At 49.4% G+C, this 18156-nt stretch carries 18 protein-coding genes and 1 pseudogene; 13 read left to right on the forward strand and 6 right to left on the reverse strand.

The window, feature by feature from the left end; all coding sequences use genetic code 11:
• Positions 1 to 260 precede the first annotated feature (260 nt).
• The 6 genes from topA to acnA all read left to right on the forward strand — a co-directional run bounded on the left by topA (position 261) and on the right by acnA (position 7719).
• A complete protein-coding gene (gene topA / locus K0778_RS01100; protein WP_001619376.1) occupies positions 261 to 2858 on the forward strand; it encodes a type I DNA topoisomerase in 2598 nt (865 codons plus the stop codon).
• A gap of 209 nt (positions 2859 to 3067) precedes the next feature.
• Entirely contained in the window at positions 3068 to 4042 is a 975-nt protein-coding gene (gene cysB, locus K0778_RS01105; protein ID WP_000776253.1) for an HTH-type transcriptional regulator CysB, read from the forward strand.
• A gap of 318 nt (positions 4043 to 4360) precedes the next feature.
• Positions 4361 to 4501, forward strand: a complete 141-nt coding sequence (locus tag K0778_RS01110; RefSeq protein ID WP_001300896.1) for a YmiA family putative membrane protein — start codon at positions 4361 to 4363, stop codon at positions 4499 to 4501.
• Between the two features lie 2 nt (positions 4502 to 4503).
• Positions 4504 to 4671, forward strand: coding sequence for a protein YciX (gene yciX / locus K0778_RS01115; protein ID WP_001297116.1), 168 nt, complete (start codon positions 4504 to 4506; stop codon positions 4669 to 4671).
• Positions 4672 to 4784: 113 nt separating this feature from the next.
• On the forward strand, positions 4785 to 4880 hold the full coding sequence (gene ymiC, locus K0778_RS01120) for a small membrane protein YmiC (protein WP_001310756.1): 96 nt from the start codon (positions 4785 to 4787) through the stop codon (positions 4878 to 4880).
• Positions 4881 to 5043: 163 nt separating this feature from the next.
• Positions 5044 to 7719 (forward strand): aconitate hydratase AcnA, encoded by a 2676-nt coding sequence (acnA, locus tag K0778_RS01125; protein WP_000099534.1) that lies wholly within the window; start codon positions 5044 to 5046, stop codon positions 7717 to 7719.
• Between the two features lie 63 nt (positions 7720 to 7782).
• Here acnA and ribA read toward each other — a convergent pair whose 3' ends face one another.
• Complete coding sequence (gene ribA, locus K0778_RS01130) at positions 7783 to 8373, reverse strand: GTP cyclohydrolase II (RefSeq protein ID WP_001176295.1); 591 nt, start codon at positions 8371 to 8373, stop codon at positions 7783 to 7785.
• Between the two features lie 169 nt (positions 8374 to 8542).
• Here ribA and pgpB point away from each other — a divergent pair, with 169 nt between their 5' ends.
• The 5 genes from pgpB to yciH all read left to right on the forward strand — a co-directional run bounded on the left by pgpB (position 8543) and on the right by yciH (position 12196).
• Positions 8543 to 9307 (forward strand): phosphatidylglycerophosphatase B, encoded by a 765-nt coding sequence (gene pgpB, locus K0778_RS01135; protein ID WP_001619378.1) that lies wholly within the window; start codon positions 8543 to 8545, stop codon positions 9305 to 9307.
• A gap of 148 nt (positions 9308 to 9455) precedes the next feature.
• Positions 9456 to 9764: a lipopolysaccharide assembly protein LapA gene (gene lapA, locus K0778_RS01140; RefSeq protein WP_000876286.1), complete on the forward strand. Its 309-nt coding sequence runs from the start codon at positions 9456 to 9458 to the stop codon at positions 9762 to 9764.
• Positions 9765 to 9770: 6 nt separating this feature from the next.
• The gene (gene lapB, locus K0778_RS01145) at positions 9771 to 10940 is read left to right on the forward strand and encodes a lipopolysaccharide assembly protein LapB (protein ID WP_000891353.1); all 1170 of its coding nucleotides are present in this window, start codon (positions 9771 to 9773) and stop codon (positions 10938 to 10940) included.
• A gap of 192 nt (positions 10941 to 11132) precedes the next feature.
• Positions 11133 to 11870, forward strand: coding sequence for an orotidine-5'-phosphate decarboxylase (gene pyrF / locus K0778_RS01150; protein ID WP_000176278.1), 738 nt, complete (start codon positions 11133 to 11135; stop codon positions 11868 to 11870).
• Positions 11870 to 12196 (forward strand): stress response translation initiation inhibitor YciH, encoded by a 327-nt coding sequence (yciH, locus tag K0778_RS01155; RefSeq protein WP_063084846.1) that lies wholly within the window; start codon positions 11870 to 11872, stop codon positions 12194 to 12196. The genes pyrF and yciH overlap by 1 nt, the downstream gene beginning before the upstream one ends.
• A gap of 125 nt (positions 12197 to 12321) precedes the next feature.
• Here yciH and osmB read toward each other — a convergent pair whose 3' ends face one another.
• From osmB to yciZ, 3 genes are all read right to left on the reverse strand, one after another.
• Positions 12322 to 12540: an osmotically-inducible lipoprotein OsmB gene (gene osmB / locus K0778_RS01160; RefSeq protein WP_000498253.1), complete on the reverse strand. Its 219-nt coding sequence runs from the start codon at positions 12538 to 12540 to the stop codon at positions 12322 to 12324.
• Between the two features lie 268 nt (positions 12541 to 12808).
• Positions 12809 to 13558 (reverse strand): DNA-binding transcriptional regulator YciT, encoded by a 750-nt coding sequence (locus K0778_RS01165; RefSeq protein ID WP_001088621.1) that lies wholly within the window; start codon positions 13556 to 13558, stop codon positions 12809 to 12811.
• Between the two features lie 89 nt (positions 13559 to 13647).
• The gene (gene yciZ / locus K0778_RS01170) at positions 13648 to 13821 is read right to left on the reverse strand and encodes a protein YciZ (RefSeq protein WP_001288368.1); all 174 of its coding nucleotides are present in this window, start codon (positions 13819 to 13821) and stop codon (positions 13648 to 13650) included.
• Positions 13822 to 13857: 36 nt separating this feature from the next.
• Here yciZ and ymiD point away from each other — a divergent pair, with 36 nt between their 5' ends.
• Positions 13858 to 13986, forward strand: coding sequence for a protein YmiD (gene ymiD / locus K0778_RS01175; protein WP_211180493.1), 129 nt, complete (start codon positions 13858 to 13860; stop codon positions 13984 to 13986).
• Here the strand turns inward: ymiD and pdeR are convergent.
• Positions 13968 to 15953 (reverse strand): cyclic di-GMP phosphodiesterase, encoded by a 1986-nt coding sequence (gene pdeR / locus K0778_RS01180; protein ID WP_000859984.1) that lies wholly within the window; start codon positions 15951 to 15953, stop codon positions 13968 to 13970. The two genes, ymiD and pdeR, sit on opposite strands and share 19 nt — an antisense overlap.
• Positions 15954 to 16006: 53 nt before the next feature.
• Between pdeR and K0778_RS01185 the strand changes: the two are divergent.
• A pseudogene (locus tag K0778_RS01185) lies at positions 16007 to 16110 on the forward strand (hypothetical protein).
• Positions 16111 to 16186: 76 nt separating this feature from the next.
• On the opposite strand, the gene rnb reads toward K0778_RS01185, so the two are convergent.
• On the reverse strand, positions 16187 to 18121 hold the full coding sequence (gene rnb / locus K0778_RS01190) for an exoribonuclease II (protein WP_063084845.1): 1935 nt from the start codon (positions 18119 to 18121) through the stop codon (positions 16187 to 16189).
• Positions 18122 to 18156: the final 35 nt, after the last annotated feature.

Below are 18156 nucleotides of genomic sequence, written 5' to 3' on the forward strand. Positions count from 1 at the left end.
CGTATCGGATTTTATCAGGTACAGTGTGACGCTTTCGTCAATCTGGCAATAGATTTGCTTGACATTCGACCAAAATTCCGTCGTGCTATAGCGCCTGTAGGCCAAGACCTGTTAACTCAGTCACCTGAATTTTCGTGAACAGAGTCACGACAAGGGGTTGATATCCGCAGAGAGCGAGTCCATATCGGTAACTCGTTGCCAGTGGAAGGTTTATCAACGTGCGACGCATTCCTGGAAGAATCAAATTAGGTAAGGTGAATATGGGTAAAGCTCTTGTCATCGTTGAGTCCCCGGCAAAAGCCAAAACGATCAACAAGTATCTGGGTAGTGACTACGTGGTGAAATCCAGCGTCGGTCACATCCGCGATTTGCCGACCAGTGGCTCAGCTGCCAAAAAGAGTGCCGACTCTACCTCCACCAAGACGGCTAAAAAGCCTAAAAAGGATGAACGTGGCGCTCTCGTCAACCGTATGGGGGTTGACCCGTGGCACAATTGGGAGGCGCACTATGAAGTGTTGCCTGGTAAAGAGAAGGTCGTCTCTGAACTGAAACAACTGGCTGAAAAAGCCGACCACATCTATCTCGCAACCGACCTTGACCGCGAAGGGGAAGCCATTGCATGGCACCTGCGGGAAGTGATTGGTGGTGATGATGCGCGCTATAGCCGAGTGGTGTTTAACGAAATTACTAAAAACGCGATCCGCCAGGCATTTAACAAACCGGGTGAGCTGAATATTGATCGTGTTAATGCCCAGCAGGCGCGTCGCTTTATGGACCGTGTGGTGGGGTATATGGTTTCGCCGCTGCTATGGAAAAAGATCGCTCGTGGTCTGTCTGCCGGTCGTGTGCAGTCGGTGGCAGTCCGCCTGGTGGTCGAGCGTGAGCGTGAAATTAAAGCGTTCGTGCCGGAAGAGTTCTGGGAAGTCGATGCCAGCACGACCACGCCATCTGGTGAAGTGTTGGCGTTGCAGGTGACTCATCAGAACGACAAACCGTTCCGTCCGGTCAACAAAGAACAAACTCAGGCTGCGGTAAGTCTGCTGGAAAAAGCGCGCTACAGCGTGCTGGAACGTGAAGACAAACCGACAACCAGTAAACCTGGCGCTCCTTTTATTACCTCTACGCTGCAACAAGCTGCCAGCACCCGTCTTGGATTTGGCGTGAAAAAAACCATGATGATGGCGCAGCGTTTGTATGAAGCAGGCTATATCACTTACATGCGTACCGACTCCACTAACCTGAGTCAGGACGCGGTAAATATGGTTCGCGGTTATATCAGCGATAATTTTGGTAAGAAATATCTGCCGGAAAGTCCGAATCAGTACGCCAGCAAAGAAAACTCACAGGAAGCGCACGAAGCGATTCGTCCTTCTGACGTCAATGTGATGGCGGAATCGCTGAAGGATATGGAAGCAGATGCGCAGAAACTGTACCAGTTAATCTGGCGTCAGTTCGTTGCCTGCCAGATGACCCCAGCGAAATATGACTCCACGACGCTGACCGTTGGTGCGGGCGATTTCCGCCTGAAAGCACGCGGTCGTATTTTGCGCTTTGATGGCTGGACGAAAGTGATGCCTGCACTGCGTAAAGGCGATGAAGATCGTATCTTACCGGCAGTCGATAAAGGCGATGCTCTGACGCTCGTTGAACTGACACCAGCCCAGCACTTTACCAAGCCGCCAGCCCGTTTCAGTGAAGCATCGCTGGTTAAAGAACTGGAAAAACGTGGTATCGGTCGCCCGTCTACCTATGCGTCGATCATTTCGACCATTCAGGATCGTGGCTACGTGCGAGTAGAAAATCGTCGTTTCTATGCGGAAAAAATGGGCGAAATCGTCACCGATCGCCTTGAAGAAAATTTCCGCGAGTTAATGAACTACGACTTTACCGCGCAGATGGAAAACAGCCTCGACCAGGTGGCAAATCACGAAGCAGAGTGGAAAGCTGTACTGGATCACTTCTTCTCGGATTTCACCCAGCAGTTAGATAAAGCTGAAAAAGATCCGGAAGAGGGTGGTATGCGCCCGAACCAGATGGTTCTGACCAGCATTGACTGCCCGACTTGTGGTCGCAAAATGGGGATTCGCACAGCGAGCACCGGGGTATTCCTTGGCTGTTCTGGCTATGCGCTGCCGCCGAAAGAGCGTTGCAAAACCACCATTAACCTGGTGCCGGAAAACGAAGTGCTGAACGTGCTGGAAGGCGAAGATGCTGAAACCAACGCGCTGCGCGCAAAACGTCGTTGCCCGAAATGCGGCACGGCGATGGACAGCTATCTCATCGATCCGAAACGTAAGTTGCATGTCTGTGGTAATAACCCAACCTGCGACGGTTACGAGATCGAAGAGGGCGAATTCCGCATTAAAGGTTATGACGGCCCGATCGTTGAGTGTGAAAAATGTGGCTCTGAAATGCACCTGAAAATGGGGCGTTTCGGTAAATACATGGCCTGCACCAACGAAGAGTGTAAAAACACACGTAAGATTTTACGTAACGGCGAAGTGGCACCACCGAAAGAAGATCCGGTGCCATTACCTGAGCTGCCGTGCGAAAAATCAGATGCTTATTTCGTGCTGCGTGACGGTGCTGCCGGTGTGTTCCTGGCTGCCAACACTTTCCCGAAATCGCGTGAAACGCGTGCGCCACTGGTGGAAGAGCTTTATCGCTTCCGCGACCGTCTGCCGGAAAAACTGCGTTATCTGGCCGATGCGCCACAGCAGGATCCGGAAGGTAATAAGACCATGGTTCGCTTTAGCCGTAAAACCAAACAGCAATATGTCTCTTCGGAAAAAGACGGAAAGGCGACTGGCTGGTCAGCATTTTATGTTGATGGCAAATGGGTTGAAGGAAAAAAATAACCTTTAATTCTGTCAGGTTTTTATAAACAAAGGGTCGCGAAAGCGGCCCTTTTTTATTGCATATTATTTTTTCTTCACACCTATACACTAAGGCTATAAATGATATAGTGGTTATAGTTAGCACCTTTTTTATTATTAAATCGTATTAGTCACCCGCCAGGTGTGACGAAAAAACGATGTTCTGATGGCGTCTAAGTGGATGGTTTAACATGAAATTACAACAACTTCGCTATATTGTTGAGGTGGTCAATCATAACCTGAATGTCTCATCAACAGCGGAAGGACTTTACACATCACAACCCGGGATCAGTAAACAAGTCAGAATGCTGGAAGACGAGCTAGGCATTCAAATTTTTTCCCGAAGCGGCAAGCACCTGACGCAGGTAACGCCAGCAGGGCAAGAAATAATTCGTATCGCTCGCGAAGTCCTGTCGAAAGTCGATGCCATAAAATCGGTTGCCGGAGAGCACACCTGGCCGGATAAAGGTTCACTGTATATCGCCACCACGCATACCCAGGCACGCTACGCATTACCAAACGTCATCAAAGGCTTTATTGAGCGTTATCCTCGCGTTTCTTTGCATATGCACCAGGGCTCGCCGACACAAATTGCTGATGCCGTCTCTAAAGGCAATGCTGATTTCGCTATCGCCACAGAAGCGCTGCATCTGTATGAAGATTTAGTGATGTTACCGTGCTACCACTGGAATCGGGCTATTGTAGTCACTCCGGATCACCCGCTGGCAGGCAAAAAAGCCATTACCATTGAAGAACTGGCGCAATATCCGTTGGTGACATATACCTTCGGCTTTACCGGACGTTCAGAACTGGATACTGCCTTTAATCGCGCAGGGTTAACGCCGCGTATCGTTTTCACGGCAACGGATGCTGACGTCATTAAAACTTACGTCCGGTTAGGGCTGGGGGTAGGGGTCATTGCCAGCATGGCGGTGGATCCGGTCGCCGATCCCGACCTTGTGCGTGTTGATGCTCACGATATCTTCAGCCACAGTACAACCAAAATTGGTTTTCGCCGTAGTACTTTCTTGCGCAGTTATATGTATGATTTCATTCAGCGTTTTGCACCGCATTTAACGCGTGATGTCGTTGATGCGGCTGTCGCATTGCGCTCTAATGAAGAAATTGAGGTCATGTTTAAAGATATAAAACTGCCGGAAAAATAATTTCTTGCGTTATTTTCGGCACCTTTTATGTAGCGAAGGTGCCGGAATATATTCTCTTTTGTTACTTATTTCTATACCGTGCACAATATTTTTATCCCTCATATTTATAGGGTAAATTACCTGTAAAGTAGTGTCTAATTACCCGCCTCGCAAACTCCAGTTTTCAAATATCTATTTCAGGTCAAAAGATTGAATTATTCACTGGAGACGATTCGTAAATTCGCTGGATTTTTGACTAAAGTTTCTTTAGGATTTGTCTCATCGTATGATTAATTACACCAATCGTTCAACGTCTTGCTGATAAGTGATGGCGATTATATGAGGTTAGCAATGCCTTCTGGAAATCAGGAACCCCGCCGCGATCCTGAATTAAAACGTAAAGCCTGGCTGGCGGTTTTTCTTGGTTCTGCACTTTTCTGGGTGGTTGTCGCACTGCTGATTTGGAAAGTGTGGGGATAACTATGGTCGGTCAGGAGCAACTGGAGTCGTCACCATTATGCCAGCATAGTGACAATGAAACAGAAACGAAACGGGAATGTTCCGTCGTTATTCCAGACGACTGGCAACTAACATCGCAGCAGCAAGCCTTTATAGAACTGTTTGCTGAAGATGATCAGCCGAAACAATAATTATCATCATTCTTATTACCCATTTTTAATGAATTAAAGGGCTTTTAATACACCGCAGCAATAACAGCTTGAGTTATCTCAACACAAAATAATAACCGTTAAGGGTGTAGCCTATGATCAACACAAATATGAAATATTGGTCCTGGATGGGCGCGTTTTCTCTGTCGATGCTCTTCTGGGCCGAACTCCTCTGGATCATTACTCACTGATCCTTGACCCCGCTGCGGCGGGGTTGTCATTTGCTTTGCCACAAGGTTTCTCCTCTTTTATCAATTTGGGTTGTTATCAAATCGTTACGCGATGTTTGTGTTATCTTTAATATTCACCCTGAAGAGAATCAGGGCTTCGCAACCCTGTCATTAAGGAGGAGCTATGTCGTCAACCCTACGAGAAGCCAGTAAGGACACGTTGCAGGCCAAAGATAAAACTTACCACTACTACAGCCTGCCGCTTGCTGCTAAATCACTGGGCGATATCACCCGTCTACCCAAGTCACTCAAAGTTTTGCTCGAAAACCTGCTGCGCTGGCAGGATGGTAACTCGGTTACCGAAGAGGATATCCACGCGCTGGCAGGATGGCTGAAAAATGCCCATGCTGACCGTGAAATTGCCTACCGCCCGGCAAGGGTGCTGATGCAGGACTTTACCGGCGTACCTGCCGTTGTTGATCTGGCGGCAATGCGCGAAGCGGTTAAACGCCTCGGCGGCGATACTGCAAAGGTTAACCCGCTCTCACCGGTCGACCTGGTCATTGACCACTCGGTGACCGTCGATCGTTTTGGTGATGATGAGGCATTTGAAGAAAACGTACGCCTGGAAATGGAGCGCAACCACGAACGTTATGTGTTCCTGAAATGGGGAAAGCAAGCGTTCAGTCGGTTTAGCGTCGTGCCGCCAGGCACAGGCATTTGCCATCAGGTTAACCTCGAATATCTCGGCAAAGCAGTGTGGAGTGAATTGCAGGACGGTGAATGGATTGCTTATCCGGATACACTCGTTGGTACTGACTCGCACACCACCATGATCAACGGCCTTGGCGTGCTGGGGTGGGGCGTTGGTGGGATCGAAGCAGAAGCCGCAATGTTAGGCCAGCCGGTTTCCATGCTTATCCCGGATGTAGTGGGCTTCAAACTTACCGGAAAATTACGTGAAGGTATTACCGCCACAGACCTGGTTCTCACTGTTACCCAAATGCTGCGCAAACATGGCGTGGTGGGGAAATTCGTCGAATTTTATGGTGATGGTCTGGATTCACTACCGTTGGCGGATCGCGCCACCATTGCCAATATGTCGCCAGAATATGGTGCCACCTGTGGCTTCTTCCCAATCGATGCTGTAACCCTCGATTACATGCGTTTAAGCGGGCGCAGCGAAGATCAGGTCGAGTTGGTCGAAAAATATGCCAAAGCGCAGGGCATGTGGCGTAACCCGGGCGATGAACCAATTTTTACCAGTACGTTAGAACTGGATATGAATGACGTTGAAGCGAGCCTGGCAGGGCCTAAACGCCCACAGGATCGCGTTGCACTGCCCGATGTACCAAAAGCATTTGCCGCCAGTAACGAACTGGAAGTGAATGCCACGCATAAAGATCGCCAGCCGGTCGATTATGTTATGAACGGACATCAGTATCAGTTACCTGATGGCGCTGTGGTCATTGCTGCGATAACCTCGTGCACCAACACCTCTAACCCAAGTGTGCTGATGGCCGCAGGCTTGCTGGCGAAAAAAGCCGTAACTCTGGGCCTCAAGCGGCAACCATGGGTCAAAGCGTCGCTGGCACCGGGTTCGAAAGTCGTTTCTGATTATCTGGCAAAAGCGAAACTGACACCGTATCTCGACGAACTGGGGTTTAACCTTGTGGGATACGGTTGTACCACCTGTATTGGTAACTCTGGGCCGCTGCCCGATCCTATCGAAACGGCAATCAAAAAAGGCGATTTAACCGTCGGTGCGGTGCTGTCCGGCAACCGTAACTTTGAAGGCCGTATCCATCCGCTGGTTAAAACTAACTGGCTGGCCTCGCCGCCGCTGGTGGTTGCCTATGCGCTGGCGGGAAATATGAATATCAACCTGGCTTCTGAGCCTATCGGCCATGATCGCAAAGGCGATCCGGTTTATCTGAAAGATATCTGGCCATCGGCACAAGAAATTGCCCGTGCGGTAGAACAAGTCTCCACAGAAATGTTCCGCAAAGAGTACGCAGAAGTTTTTGAAGGCACAGCAGAGTGGAAGGGAATTAACGTCACACGATCCGATACCTACGGTTGGCAGGAGGACTCAACCTATATTCGCTTATCGCCTTTCTTTGATGAAATGCAGGCAACACCAGCACCAGTGGAAGATATTCACGGTGCGCGGATCCTCGCAATGCTGGGGGATTCAGTCACCACTGACCATATCTCTCCGGCGGGCAGTATTAAGCCCGACAGCCCAGCGGGTCGATATCTACAAGGTCGGGGTGTTGAGCGAAAAGACTTTAACTCCTACGGTTCGCGGCGTGGTAACCATGAAGTGATGATGCGCGGCACCTTCGCCAATATTCGCATCCGTAATGAAATGGTGCCTGGCGTTGAAGGGGGGATGACGCGGCATTTACCTGACAGCGACGTAGTCTCTATTTATGATGCTGCGATGCGCTATAAGCAGGAGCAAACGCCGCTGGCGGTGATTGCCGGGAAAGAGTATGGATCAGGCTCCAGTCGTGACTGGGCGGCAAAAGGTCCGCGTCTGCTTGGTATTCGTGTGGTGATTGCCGAATCGTTTGAACGAATTCACCGTTCGAATTTAATTGGCATGGGCATCCTGCCGCTGGAATTTCCGCAAGGCGTAACGCGTAAAACGTTAGGGCTAACCGGGGAAGAGAAGATTGATATTGGCGATCTGCAAAACCTACAACCCGGCGCGACGGTTCCGGTGACGCTTACGCGCGCGGATGGTAGCCAGGAAGTCGTACCCTGCCGTTGTCGTATCGACACCGCGACGGAGTTGACCTACTACCAGAACGACGGCATTTTGCATTATGTCATTCGTAATATGTTGAAGTAACAACTATTTGCTTGCCGGTTATTTTGCTTCCGGCAAGCAAATGAATTACACAATGCAAGAGGGTTATTTGTTCAGCAAATGGCCCATTTTCTCGGCTTTGGTATCGAGATAATGTTCGTTATTGGGGTTACGACCTACAATCAATGGTACGCGTTCAACAATATTAATCCCTGCTTCGGTCAGAATTTCGACTTTTTTCGGGTTATTGGTTAACAAGCGGACTTCATTGACGCCAAGGAGTTTGAACATATCAGCGCAAAGAGTGAAGTCGCGCTCATCAGCGGCGAAGCCTAACTGGTGGTTAGCCTCTACGGTATCGTAACCTTGATCCTGCAGTGCGTAAGCGCGGATTTTATTCAGCAGACCAATGTTACGACCTTCCTGACGGTGATACAGCAAAATACCACGGCCTTCCTCGGCAATTTGCGTCAATGCCGCTTCGAGCTGGAAGCCACAATCGCAGCGCAAGCTGAACAGGGCGTCACCGGTCAGACATTCGGAATGGACGCGCGCAAGTACCGGGGTATGCCCGGAAATATCGCCATAGACTAGCGCGACATGATCGTGTCCGGTTGCCAGTTCTTCAAATCCCACCATCAGGAAATCGCCCCATGGGGTTGGCAGTTTGGCTTCTGCCACACGTTTAAGCTGCATGAAATTCTCCAGATAATGCTGGTTCTGTATTGGCTTATTTTGCCATAACGAGAAGGGGTTCACCTAATCACGACGCGTCGATCGTTCACGGAATGGCACAAATCTGTCAATTTTTCCTGAAACTGGCGTTTTCAGTTATGATTGTGGGACTTATCAAAAAGGAGAGGCCATGCGTTCGATTGCCAGACGTACCGCAGTGGGAGCTGCACTATTGCTTGTCATGCCAGTAGCCGTATGGATTTCTGGCTGGCGTTGGCAACCTGGAGAACAAAGTTGGCTACTAAAAGCGGCTTTTTGGGTTACTGAAACTGTCACCCAGCCCTGGGGCGTCATTACACATTTGATTTTATTCGGCTGGTTTCTCTGGTGTCTGCGTTTTCGCATTAAGGCTGCCTTTGTATTATTTGCCATTCTGGCGGCCGCAATCCTTGTGGGACAAGGCGTTAAATCCTGGATCAAAGACAAAGTCCAGGAACCACGACCTTTTGTTATCTGGCTGGAAAAAACACATCATATTCCGGTTGATGAGTTCTACACTTTAAAGCGAGCAGAACGCGGAAATCTAGTGAAAGAACAGTTGGCTGAAGAGAAAAATATCCCACAATATTTGCGTTCACACTGGCAGAAAGAGACGGGGTTTGCCTTTCCTTCCGGTCACACGATGTTTGCTGCCAGTTGGGCACTGCTGGCCGTTGGTTTGCTGTGGCCGCGTCGGCGAACGTTAACCATTGCTATCTTGCTGGTCTGGGCAACGGGAGTCATGGGAAGCCGCCTGCTGCTCGGGATGCATTGGCCACGCGATCTGGTAGTAGCTACGTTGATTTCGTGGGCGCTGGTGGTGGTGGCAACGTGGCTTGCGCAACGAATTTGTGGGCCATTAACACCACCTGCGGAAGAAAATCGCGAAATAGCGCAACGAGAACAAGAAAGTTAACGCTGGTTGATTTTCCGAGTTTAGCCCTTAAATCATCAACAATGCGTGTGGATGCCATTTCGCAGACGGCGCGAAAATGGTACTTTAAAGGGCTATTGCGGTAAGTTGACCATAATTTATTCGCTCTAACCACATAACGGGAAGTAATGTGAAATATTTACTCATTTTCTTACTGGTGTTAGCGATCTTCGTGATTTCGGTCACGTTGGGTGCGCAGAACGATCAACAGGTGACGTTTAATTATCTGTTAGCGCAAGGGGAGTACCGTATTTCCACATTGCTGGCGGTATTGTTTGCTGCGGGGTTTGCTATCGGTTGGTTGATTTGTGGCCTGTTCTGGCTGCGAGTTCGTGTTTCCCTGGCGCGCGCTGAACGTAAAATAAAGCGACTGGAAAACCAGCTTTCACCCGCGACTGACGTGGCTGTAGTGCCGCACTCGTCAGCGGCGAAGGAATAACTTTCTATGCTGGAGTTGTTGTTTCTGCTTTTGCCTGTAGCCGCTGCCTATGGCTGGTATATGGGCCGCAGAAGTGCGCAACAAAACAAGCAAGATGAAGCCAACCGCTTGTCGCGTGATTACGTAGCGGGGGTTAACTTCCTGCTTAGTAATCAACAGGATAAAGCGGTAGACCTGTTTCTCGATATGCTTAAAGAGGATACAGGCACCGTTGAAGCCCACCTTACGCTCGGAAACCTGTTCCGTTCGCGTGGCGAAGTTGATCGCGCTATTCGCATCCATCAGACCCTAATGGAAAGCGCCTCGCTGACCTATGAACAGCGTCTGTTGGCGATTCAACAACTGGGGCGTGATTACATGGCCGCCGGGTTATATGACCGCGCGGAAGACATGTTCAATCAGCTGACCGATGAAACTGACTTCCGCATTGGCGCGCTGCAACAGTTGCTACAAATCTACCAGGCTACCAGTGAGTGGCAGAAAGCAATTGATGTTGCCGAACGCCTGGTGAAGCTGGGTAAAGATAAACAGCGCGTCGAAATTGCCCATTTCTACTGTGAGTTAGCCCTGCAGCATATGGCCAGCGACGATCTCGATCGTGCCATGACCTTGCTAAAAAAAGGGGCGGCGGCAGATAAAAACAGCGCCCGCGTATCCATAATGATGGGACGCGTGTTTATGGCGAAAGGAGAATACGCCAAAGCCGTCGAAAGTCTGCAACGCGTGATATCCCAGGACAGAGAACTGGTCAGCGAAACGCTGGAAATGTTGCAAACCTGCTATCAGCAGTTGGGTAAAACTGCCGAATGGGCAGAATTCCTGCAGCGTGCGGTGGAAGAGAACACCGGTGCCGATGCTGAATTGATGCTTGCTGATATCATCGAAGCGCGCGACGGTAGTGAGGCCGCACAGGTCTATATTACGCGCCAGCTTCAGCGTCATCCGACCATGCGTGTGTTCCATAAGTTAATGGATTACCACTTAAATGAAGCGGAAGAAGGGCGTGCCAAAGAGAGCCTGATGGTGCTGCGTGACATGGTTGGCGAAAAGGTACGTAGTAAGCCTCGTTATCGCTGCCAGAAATGTGGTTTTACCGCATACACCCTCTACTGGCATTGTCCGTCTTGTCGGGCCTGGTCAACCATTAAACCGATTCGCGGTCTTGATGGCCTGTAATTTTTAAAAAAATCCTACTTTAGTTACAACATACTAGTTATTGATGTTCCATTGTGCTCCGGCAACGACGGCGCAGAAAAAGCCTGCCAGGGGAAAAATCGCAACTGTTAATTTTTTATTTCCACGGGTAGAATGCTCGCCGTTTACCTGTTTCGCGCCACTTCCGGTGCCCATCATCAAGAAGGTCTGGTCATGACGTTAACTGCTTCATCTTCTTCCCGCGCTGTTACGAATTCTCCTGTGGTTGTTGCCCTTGATTATCATAATCGTGATGACGCGCTGTCCTTTGTCGACAAGATCGACCCACGCGATTGTCGTCTGAAGGTCGGCAAAGAGATGTTTACATTGTTTGGGCCACAGTTTGTGCGCGAACTTCAACAGCGTGGTTTTGATATCTTTCTTGACCTGAAATTCCACGATATTCCTAACACTGCAGCGCACGCTGTCGCTGCTGCAGCTGACTTAGGCGTGTGGATGGTGAATGTTCATGCCTCTGGTGGGGCGCGTATGATGACCGCAGCGCGTGAGGCACTGGTTCCGTTTGGCAAAGATGCACCGCTTTTGATTGCTGTGACAGTGTTGACCAGCATGGAAGCCAGCGACCTGGTCGATCTTGGCATGACACTGTCACCTGCAGATTATGCAGAACGTCTGGCGGCACTGACGCAAAAATGTGGCCTTGATGGTGTGGTGTGTTCTGCTCAGGAAGCTGTGCGCTTTAAACAGGTATTCGGTCAGGAGTTCAAACTGGTTACGCCGGGCATTCGTCCGCAGGGGAGTGAAGCTGGTGACCAGCGCCGCATTATGACGCCAGAACAGGCGTTGTCGGCTGGTGTTGATTATATGGTGATTGGTCGCCCGGTAACGCAATCGGTAGATCCAGCGCAGACGCTGAAAGCGATCAACGCCTCTTTACAGCGGAGTGCATGATGAGTGATTCCAACAGCCGTCTGGTCTACTCAACGGAAACCGGACGTATTGATGAGCCCAAAGCGGTCCCTGTACGCCCTAAAGGCGACGGTGTGATGCGTATTCAGCGTCAGACCAGTGGACGTAAAGGTAAGGGCGTTTGCCTGATTACCGGTGTCGATCTCGATGATGCCGAACTGACAAAACTTGCAGCGGAACTGAAGAAAAAATGCGGCTGCGGCGGAGCAGTTAAAGATGGAGTTATTGAAATCCAGGGCGATAAGCGTGATTTATTAAAATCACTACTTGAAGCGAAAGGGATGAAGGTAAAACTCGCAGGCGGTTAACATAAAAAGCCACGGATATATCCGTGGCTTTCGAATATTTTACTGTGTGTATTATTCAGTTATTTCGTACTGAACAGAATCAAGCGTATTATAATTGCGAGTCGATAATCGACATTTATTTACGATTATTTACCGACCTGGTGACCAATAACACCGCCGACAGCTGCACCACCTAATGTACCCAACGTACTGCCATCGGTCAGTACTGCACCGCCTAATGCCCCTGCACCCGCGCCGATTGCGGTGTTGCGGTCCCGTTTAGACCAGTTAGAACAGGCACTCAGAGACATTGCCAAAGTAATTGCCAGAACAGCCGCGGTCATTTTTTTGCTCGTTACAAACATAATACTCTCTCCTGAATTTATGATTCACGGAAGTAAGCTCTCTATAACTATAATAGCTAAGAATAAGCCTGGTGAAATTATTCCGTGAAATCTGCTCGCGCGCAGGGTTATATCACGCAGGTGATAATGACTTCCTGTTATATCGCTGATAATAATTTTATATCTTGAGAGTGTTAATAACAGGTAAATAGTCTTAATTATCAACCAGGAATCATCTTAGAGCGGATGATTTGCCAAACTGCAAATCATCCGTAGAGAAGGGAAATGGTTAAATGTCAACGACGTGAACGGTGAGTTTACTGTGCTCAAGATGCATCAGATCGCTGGCGCGTATTTTCGAATCGGTAATCACGCGATTGAATCGCTCAACGGGACCGATGGAGTATGAATGTACAGCACCAAATTTCGAGCTGTCAGTCAGGACTATCGCTTCGCACTCTTTTTCCAGCACGGCATTGACCACATCGGTACGCATCATATCGCGACCGGTAAATCCAGTTTCAGGTTGCCAGCCATCAATACCAATAAATGCTTTGCTGAAATGCACCTGTTGGATGCACTGGCGTGTCAAAGGGCCAACCATACTTTCGCTTTTTTTCTGATACACGCCACCGAGCAAAATAACTTCACAAGGCGCGTCTTTCAGCAAATGCGCGATGTAGCTGCTGACCGTGATGATAGTGACATTTTTCTTCTGCTCGCCCAGAGTCCGGGCGAGTAGGGCATTGCTGCTGCCATTTTCGATAAAGATGGTTTCGCCCGGTTGAACCAGCGACGCGGCAAACTCGGCGAGTTCACGCTTCAGCGTATAGTTGCTCATCATACGGGTTTCGACGTCATCACTATCAAGCGAAACAGCAAAGCCATGTGCACGGCGGAGGTAACTCAGTTTTTCGAGTGTGTTGAGATCCTGGCGAATGGTAACTTCAGAAACTCCAGTGGCTTTTGCCAGATCGGTTACGCTAACCTGACCCTGGTCAATGACCATCTGTAGAATAGTTTGTTGTCGGGAATTCATCGCTGTAATTCTTATAACGTTATAATACTTAATAAAAAAATACTGACGCGCCGGGCATCCTCAAATAGGAAAACCTGAAGGCACGATTGTTAAATCTCCCACGGTGCCTTCGGGATGTCTGGCGTAGATTCAGCAACCTGGCGCAAGAGTTCTGCTTTAAGTATCTCGAGATTATGGATCGCAGAGTGGTAATCGCCTGCCACAAGGATATCTAACACAATATCAATACGTTCGGCAACGCGCTGGGCATCAAATTCAGACATCAAGGACATCCTTATAGCAAAAGTGGAAAATGAATAATGCAAAAATTGCCGCTAAAAGAGAAGTGTTTAACAGCAACGGCTAATTATCATCCAGGAATACGATATATAATGACGGGATATAGCGCTAAGTATATATATTCATCTACTTATGCGCGCTTCAGATAGCGTTTATACCAGCGTTCGAAGGCGACGGCGGGCATCGGTTTGGCAAACAAAAATCCTTGCCGCTCATTGATCCCGTTCTTGGTTAAAAAAGCATCTTCCTTTGCACTCTCTACACCTTCGGCGATCACCTGAAGATTCAATGCCTGGGCCACAGCGACGATCGCCCGGACCAGTGACTGCGAGACAGGTTGTTTGTGAATATCTCGAACAAAAACCTGGTCAAGTTTGATGGCATCGATCGGAAAGCGCGCCAGTTGCGAAAGTGAAGAGTAGCCGGTACCAAAATCATCCAGATGTACTTGCGCACCTAGTTGGCTAAATTGTTGAATAACAGACAGTGCCAGTTCATCATTCTCAATCAGACAACTCTCTGTCAGTTCAACATCTATAGGGCAGTATTCAAAATTGAGTTCCTGGAGAACCTGTTTCAGGGCGGTGAAAATGGTTTGATCGGCGAGCTGACGTGCAGAAATATTTACCGCCACTCGCAGGTTTATGCCTTTATCCCGCCACTTTGCCACCTGGCGTACGACATCGAGAATCACCCAACGGCCTAAAGGCACAATTAGCCCTGACTCTTCGGCGTAGGAAATGAAGTCCAACGGTGGAATCAACCCACGTTCAGGTGACTGCCAACGTACTAGTGCTTCCAGACTGCGCACTTCGCCACGCCAGGTGATTTTCGGTTGATAGTGAATAACCAACTGATCGTTTTCTAGTGCTTTACGCAAGTTGGTATCCAGCCAGAGATATTCAAATACCCGTTGATTCATTTCTGGGGTAAAAACGCAAAATTGTCCTCGTCCGCCTTCCTTCGCTGTGTACATTGCTGTGTCGGCGTGACGAATAATAGCCGCGCTGTCCGAACCATGTTCGGGAGAGAGTGCAATACCTACTGAACAGCTGGTATAAACTTCAATTAAACCAATACGAAAGGGGAGGCGTAAGCGGGTCAAAATTCGTGATGCCATTGCTTCCAGCGCGCTTTGTGAGGTATTGGATGCCAGTACCAGAAACTCATCGCCACCTGGACGCGCCAACACCTGGTCATGTTCGAGACAGCTTAAAATAGCCAATGACACGTCGCGTAATAACTGGTCACCAAACAAATGCCCATAGGCGTCGTTGACCTTTTTAAAATTATCCAAATCAAGATACACAACCCCAACTTTATTGTTATCTGCATGATTAATAGCGTGATCGATTAACTCCTGCATTGCGTTACGATTCGGCAGTCCGGTGATACTGTCGGTATTTGCCAGAATACGCAGTCGCTCCTGAGCGCGGCGCTCCTCGGTAATGTCGGTACCGGAACAGATTAAAAAAATCTCGTTTTTGCCACTGCCGCTGTGGACAAATTTATTGCGAAACAGAAACAGCCGCTGGCCTTTACGTGTTGGTATCCACAGTTCGACTTCATATGCATTGCCGCTTCGAAAAAATACACGGTTATTGCGCCTGGATGCCGCAGCTTCACGACGACTCATAAACAGTTTAAACACGCTTTGCCCAATGACGTCGTGTTCTTTCAACCCTGTGTAATCTTCACATAAGCGATTGAAGCGTTGAATATTCCCCCGGCTGTCGAGAATGACTATTGCGGAATGTGCTTCAGAAACTACCTGCTCAGCAAAGGAAAGCCCGTGTGATAAATCACGAGCAACCGCCGGTGTGTCATGCCATGCAGACGCGTTGCCAGCCCATTCCCGTTTATTGATTTTTCGTCCTACCAGATGCACAGAAAGATCGCTTTCATCGACGGTCAGACTCATCATCAGGCTGGAGGTGATGACTGTCATTTCCCTGATTCGAGCAGCCTGTTCGGCAGATAACTGCAACATACGTTCAGGTTCTGTGGTTTCGGTGGTAGAAAAGCGCAAAACATCGCTGCTTTCCGTCAACCGCCAGTATGAATTGTGCGATCCGAGAAAGTTGTACAACGTTGTGGACTCCCTAACGGTTTTCATGATGCATATCCTCCGGTTAACAGCGGAGTCCGCGGTTAAATAAAAGGAACAACATGACTTACATGAAATTAACGGCGGCTAAACGCATTGTTTTTTTATATATTTATTTGTAATCCAGTTTTGGAAAAACGCCAGTTTTCAAACGAAAGTCAGTTAAAAAACTGCCGGGATATGATGAAGGTAGAGCGGGGAAATAAACGGCCCATTCATAAGGAATGGGCCGTGAAAGGAGATTACGCGACCGGGCGCGCAATAATGCTGCGGGTTTCCATGCGGACTTCGGCAATGGTGACGTCAATAACGTCAGTTACTTTATAAACCGTTTCACCTTTAATTTGTACGGTGCCGTTTTCCTGGCTGCAAACCATTTCATCGCGCACAGCGTGTAAGAAAGGTGCAGGAATAAAGGCGATAGCGCCGTTATCAACCAAACGAACACGCATGCCGCCACGGCTGATATCGACAATTTCCGCCGCGAAACGGGTGTCGGTCCCGGCTTTGTCTTTCAGGAAGCGTGCGTATAACCAGTCACCAACATCACGTTCTGCCATCCGATTGAGACGGCGACGCTCGGCCATTTGGACAGTGATCTCATCCTGTGGACGCGTCGCAGTTTCGCCTTTGATAACCGCTTTCAGCAGACGGTGGTTGATCATGTCGCCATATTTACGGATCGGCGATGTCCAGGTGGCGTATGCTTCCAGACCGAGGCCAAAGTGAGGACCGGGTTCAGTGCTAATTTCAGCAAATGACTGGAAGCGACGAATGCGGCTGTCGAGGAAACCAGTTGGTTGCGCATCCAGTTCACGACGCAGTTTGCAGAAACCGTCCAGCGTGAGCACTTCTTCGGCATTGACATGCAGACCGTGCGTTTTCAGCAACGCTGCCAGCGCGTCGGCATTCGCCGGATCAAAGCCCATATGCACGTTATAGATGCCAAAACCGAGCTTATCGCGCAGTACGCGGGCCGCACAAATGTTAGCGGCAATCATCGCTTCTTCGACGATACGGTTGGCAATGCGACGAGGCTCGGCGACGATATCCAGCACTTCACCTTTTTCACCGAGAATAAAGCGGTAATCCGGGCGATCTTTAAACACCAGTGCGTGGTTATGACGCCACTCGCCGCGGCGTTGGCAAATTTGCGCTAACAAACGGACTTGTTCGGCAATTGCTTCACTTTCAGGCTTCCAGTCACCGGTATTTTCCAGCCAGTCAGAAACCTGGTCATACACCAGCTTCGCTTTGGATTCGATGGTGGCGGCAAAGAATTCGATATTATCTTCAATGGTGCCATCAGCGGAGAGCGTCATGCGGCATGCCAGTACCGGGCGGACTTCATTGGCGCGCAGTGAGCAGAGATCGTCAGAAAGCTCGCGAGGCAGCATAGGGATGTTGAAGCCAGGCAGATAGTTGGTGAATGCGCGAATTTTCGCGGCTTTGTCCAGCTTACTGCCTTCAGCAATCCACGCGGTTGGATCGGCAATCGCCACAATCAGCTGAAGTTTGTCATCCGGCAACGCCTTAGCGAAAAGGGCGTCATCCATATCTTCTGTGCTGGCACTGTCGATGGTGACAAAATCCAGCGCGGTCAGATCTTCACGAACCAGACCTTCATCGAGCATTTCGGTAGCGACGCCGTCTGGTGCTTCTTTTTCCAGATTATGGCGTGCAAGGGTAACCCACCACGGTACAAAGTGATCGTCACCAAAAGTGATGTATTGTGTCAGTTCTGCATAGAAAGAACGATCGCCTTTCAGCGGATGACGGCGCATTTCGGCAACCGCCCAGTCGCCTTCTTTAAACTCGTGGTTCAGGCCACGGGCTGCGCGGCAAGGAATGGCGTCTTTTAAGAGTGGATGATCAGGAACGATGGCCAGACGGTCATTTTTGCCCTGAACCTTACCCACGAAACGAGTCAGGAACGGTTCAACCAGTTCTTCTGGCTCTGCGGATTCACGTTCTTTTTCACTGTGGATCACCGCGATAATTCGGTCGCCATGCATGACTTTTTTCATCTGCGGCGGCGGAATGAAATAACTTTTTTGCGCGTCGACTTCCAGGAAGCCAAAGCCTTTTTCTGTGGCTTTTACCACCCCTTCAGCGCGTGGCGTCTGGGAATGCAGTTGCTGTTTAAGCTGCGCTAGCAGCGGGTTGTCCTGAAACATAATTGTCTATTTTGGTGGCCATTAGAGCGGCTGAC

The sequence above is a fragment of the Escherichia sp. XD33 genome, from assembly GCF_019375075.1.
Lineage (GTDB): Bacteria > Pseudomonadota > Gammaproteobacteria > Enterobacterales > Enterobacteriaceae > Enterobacter > Enterobacter flexneri_A.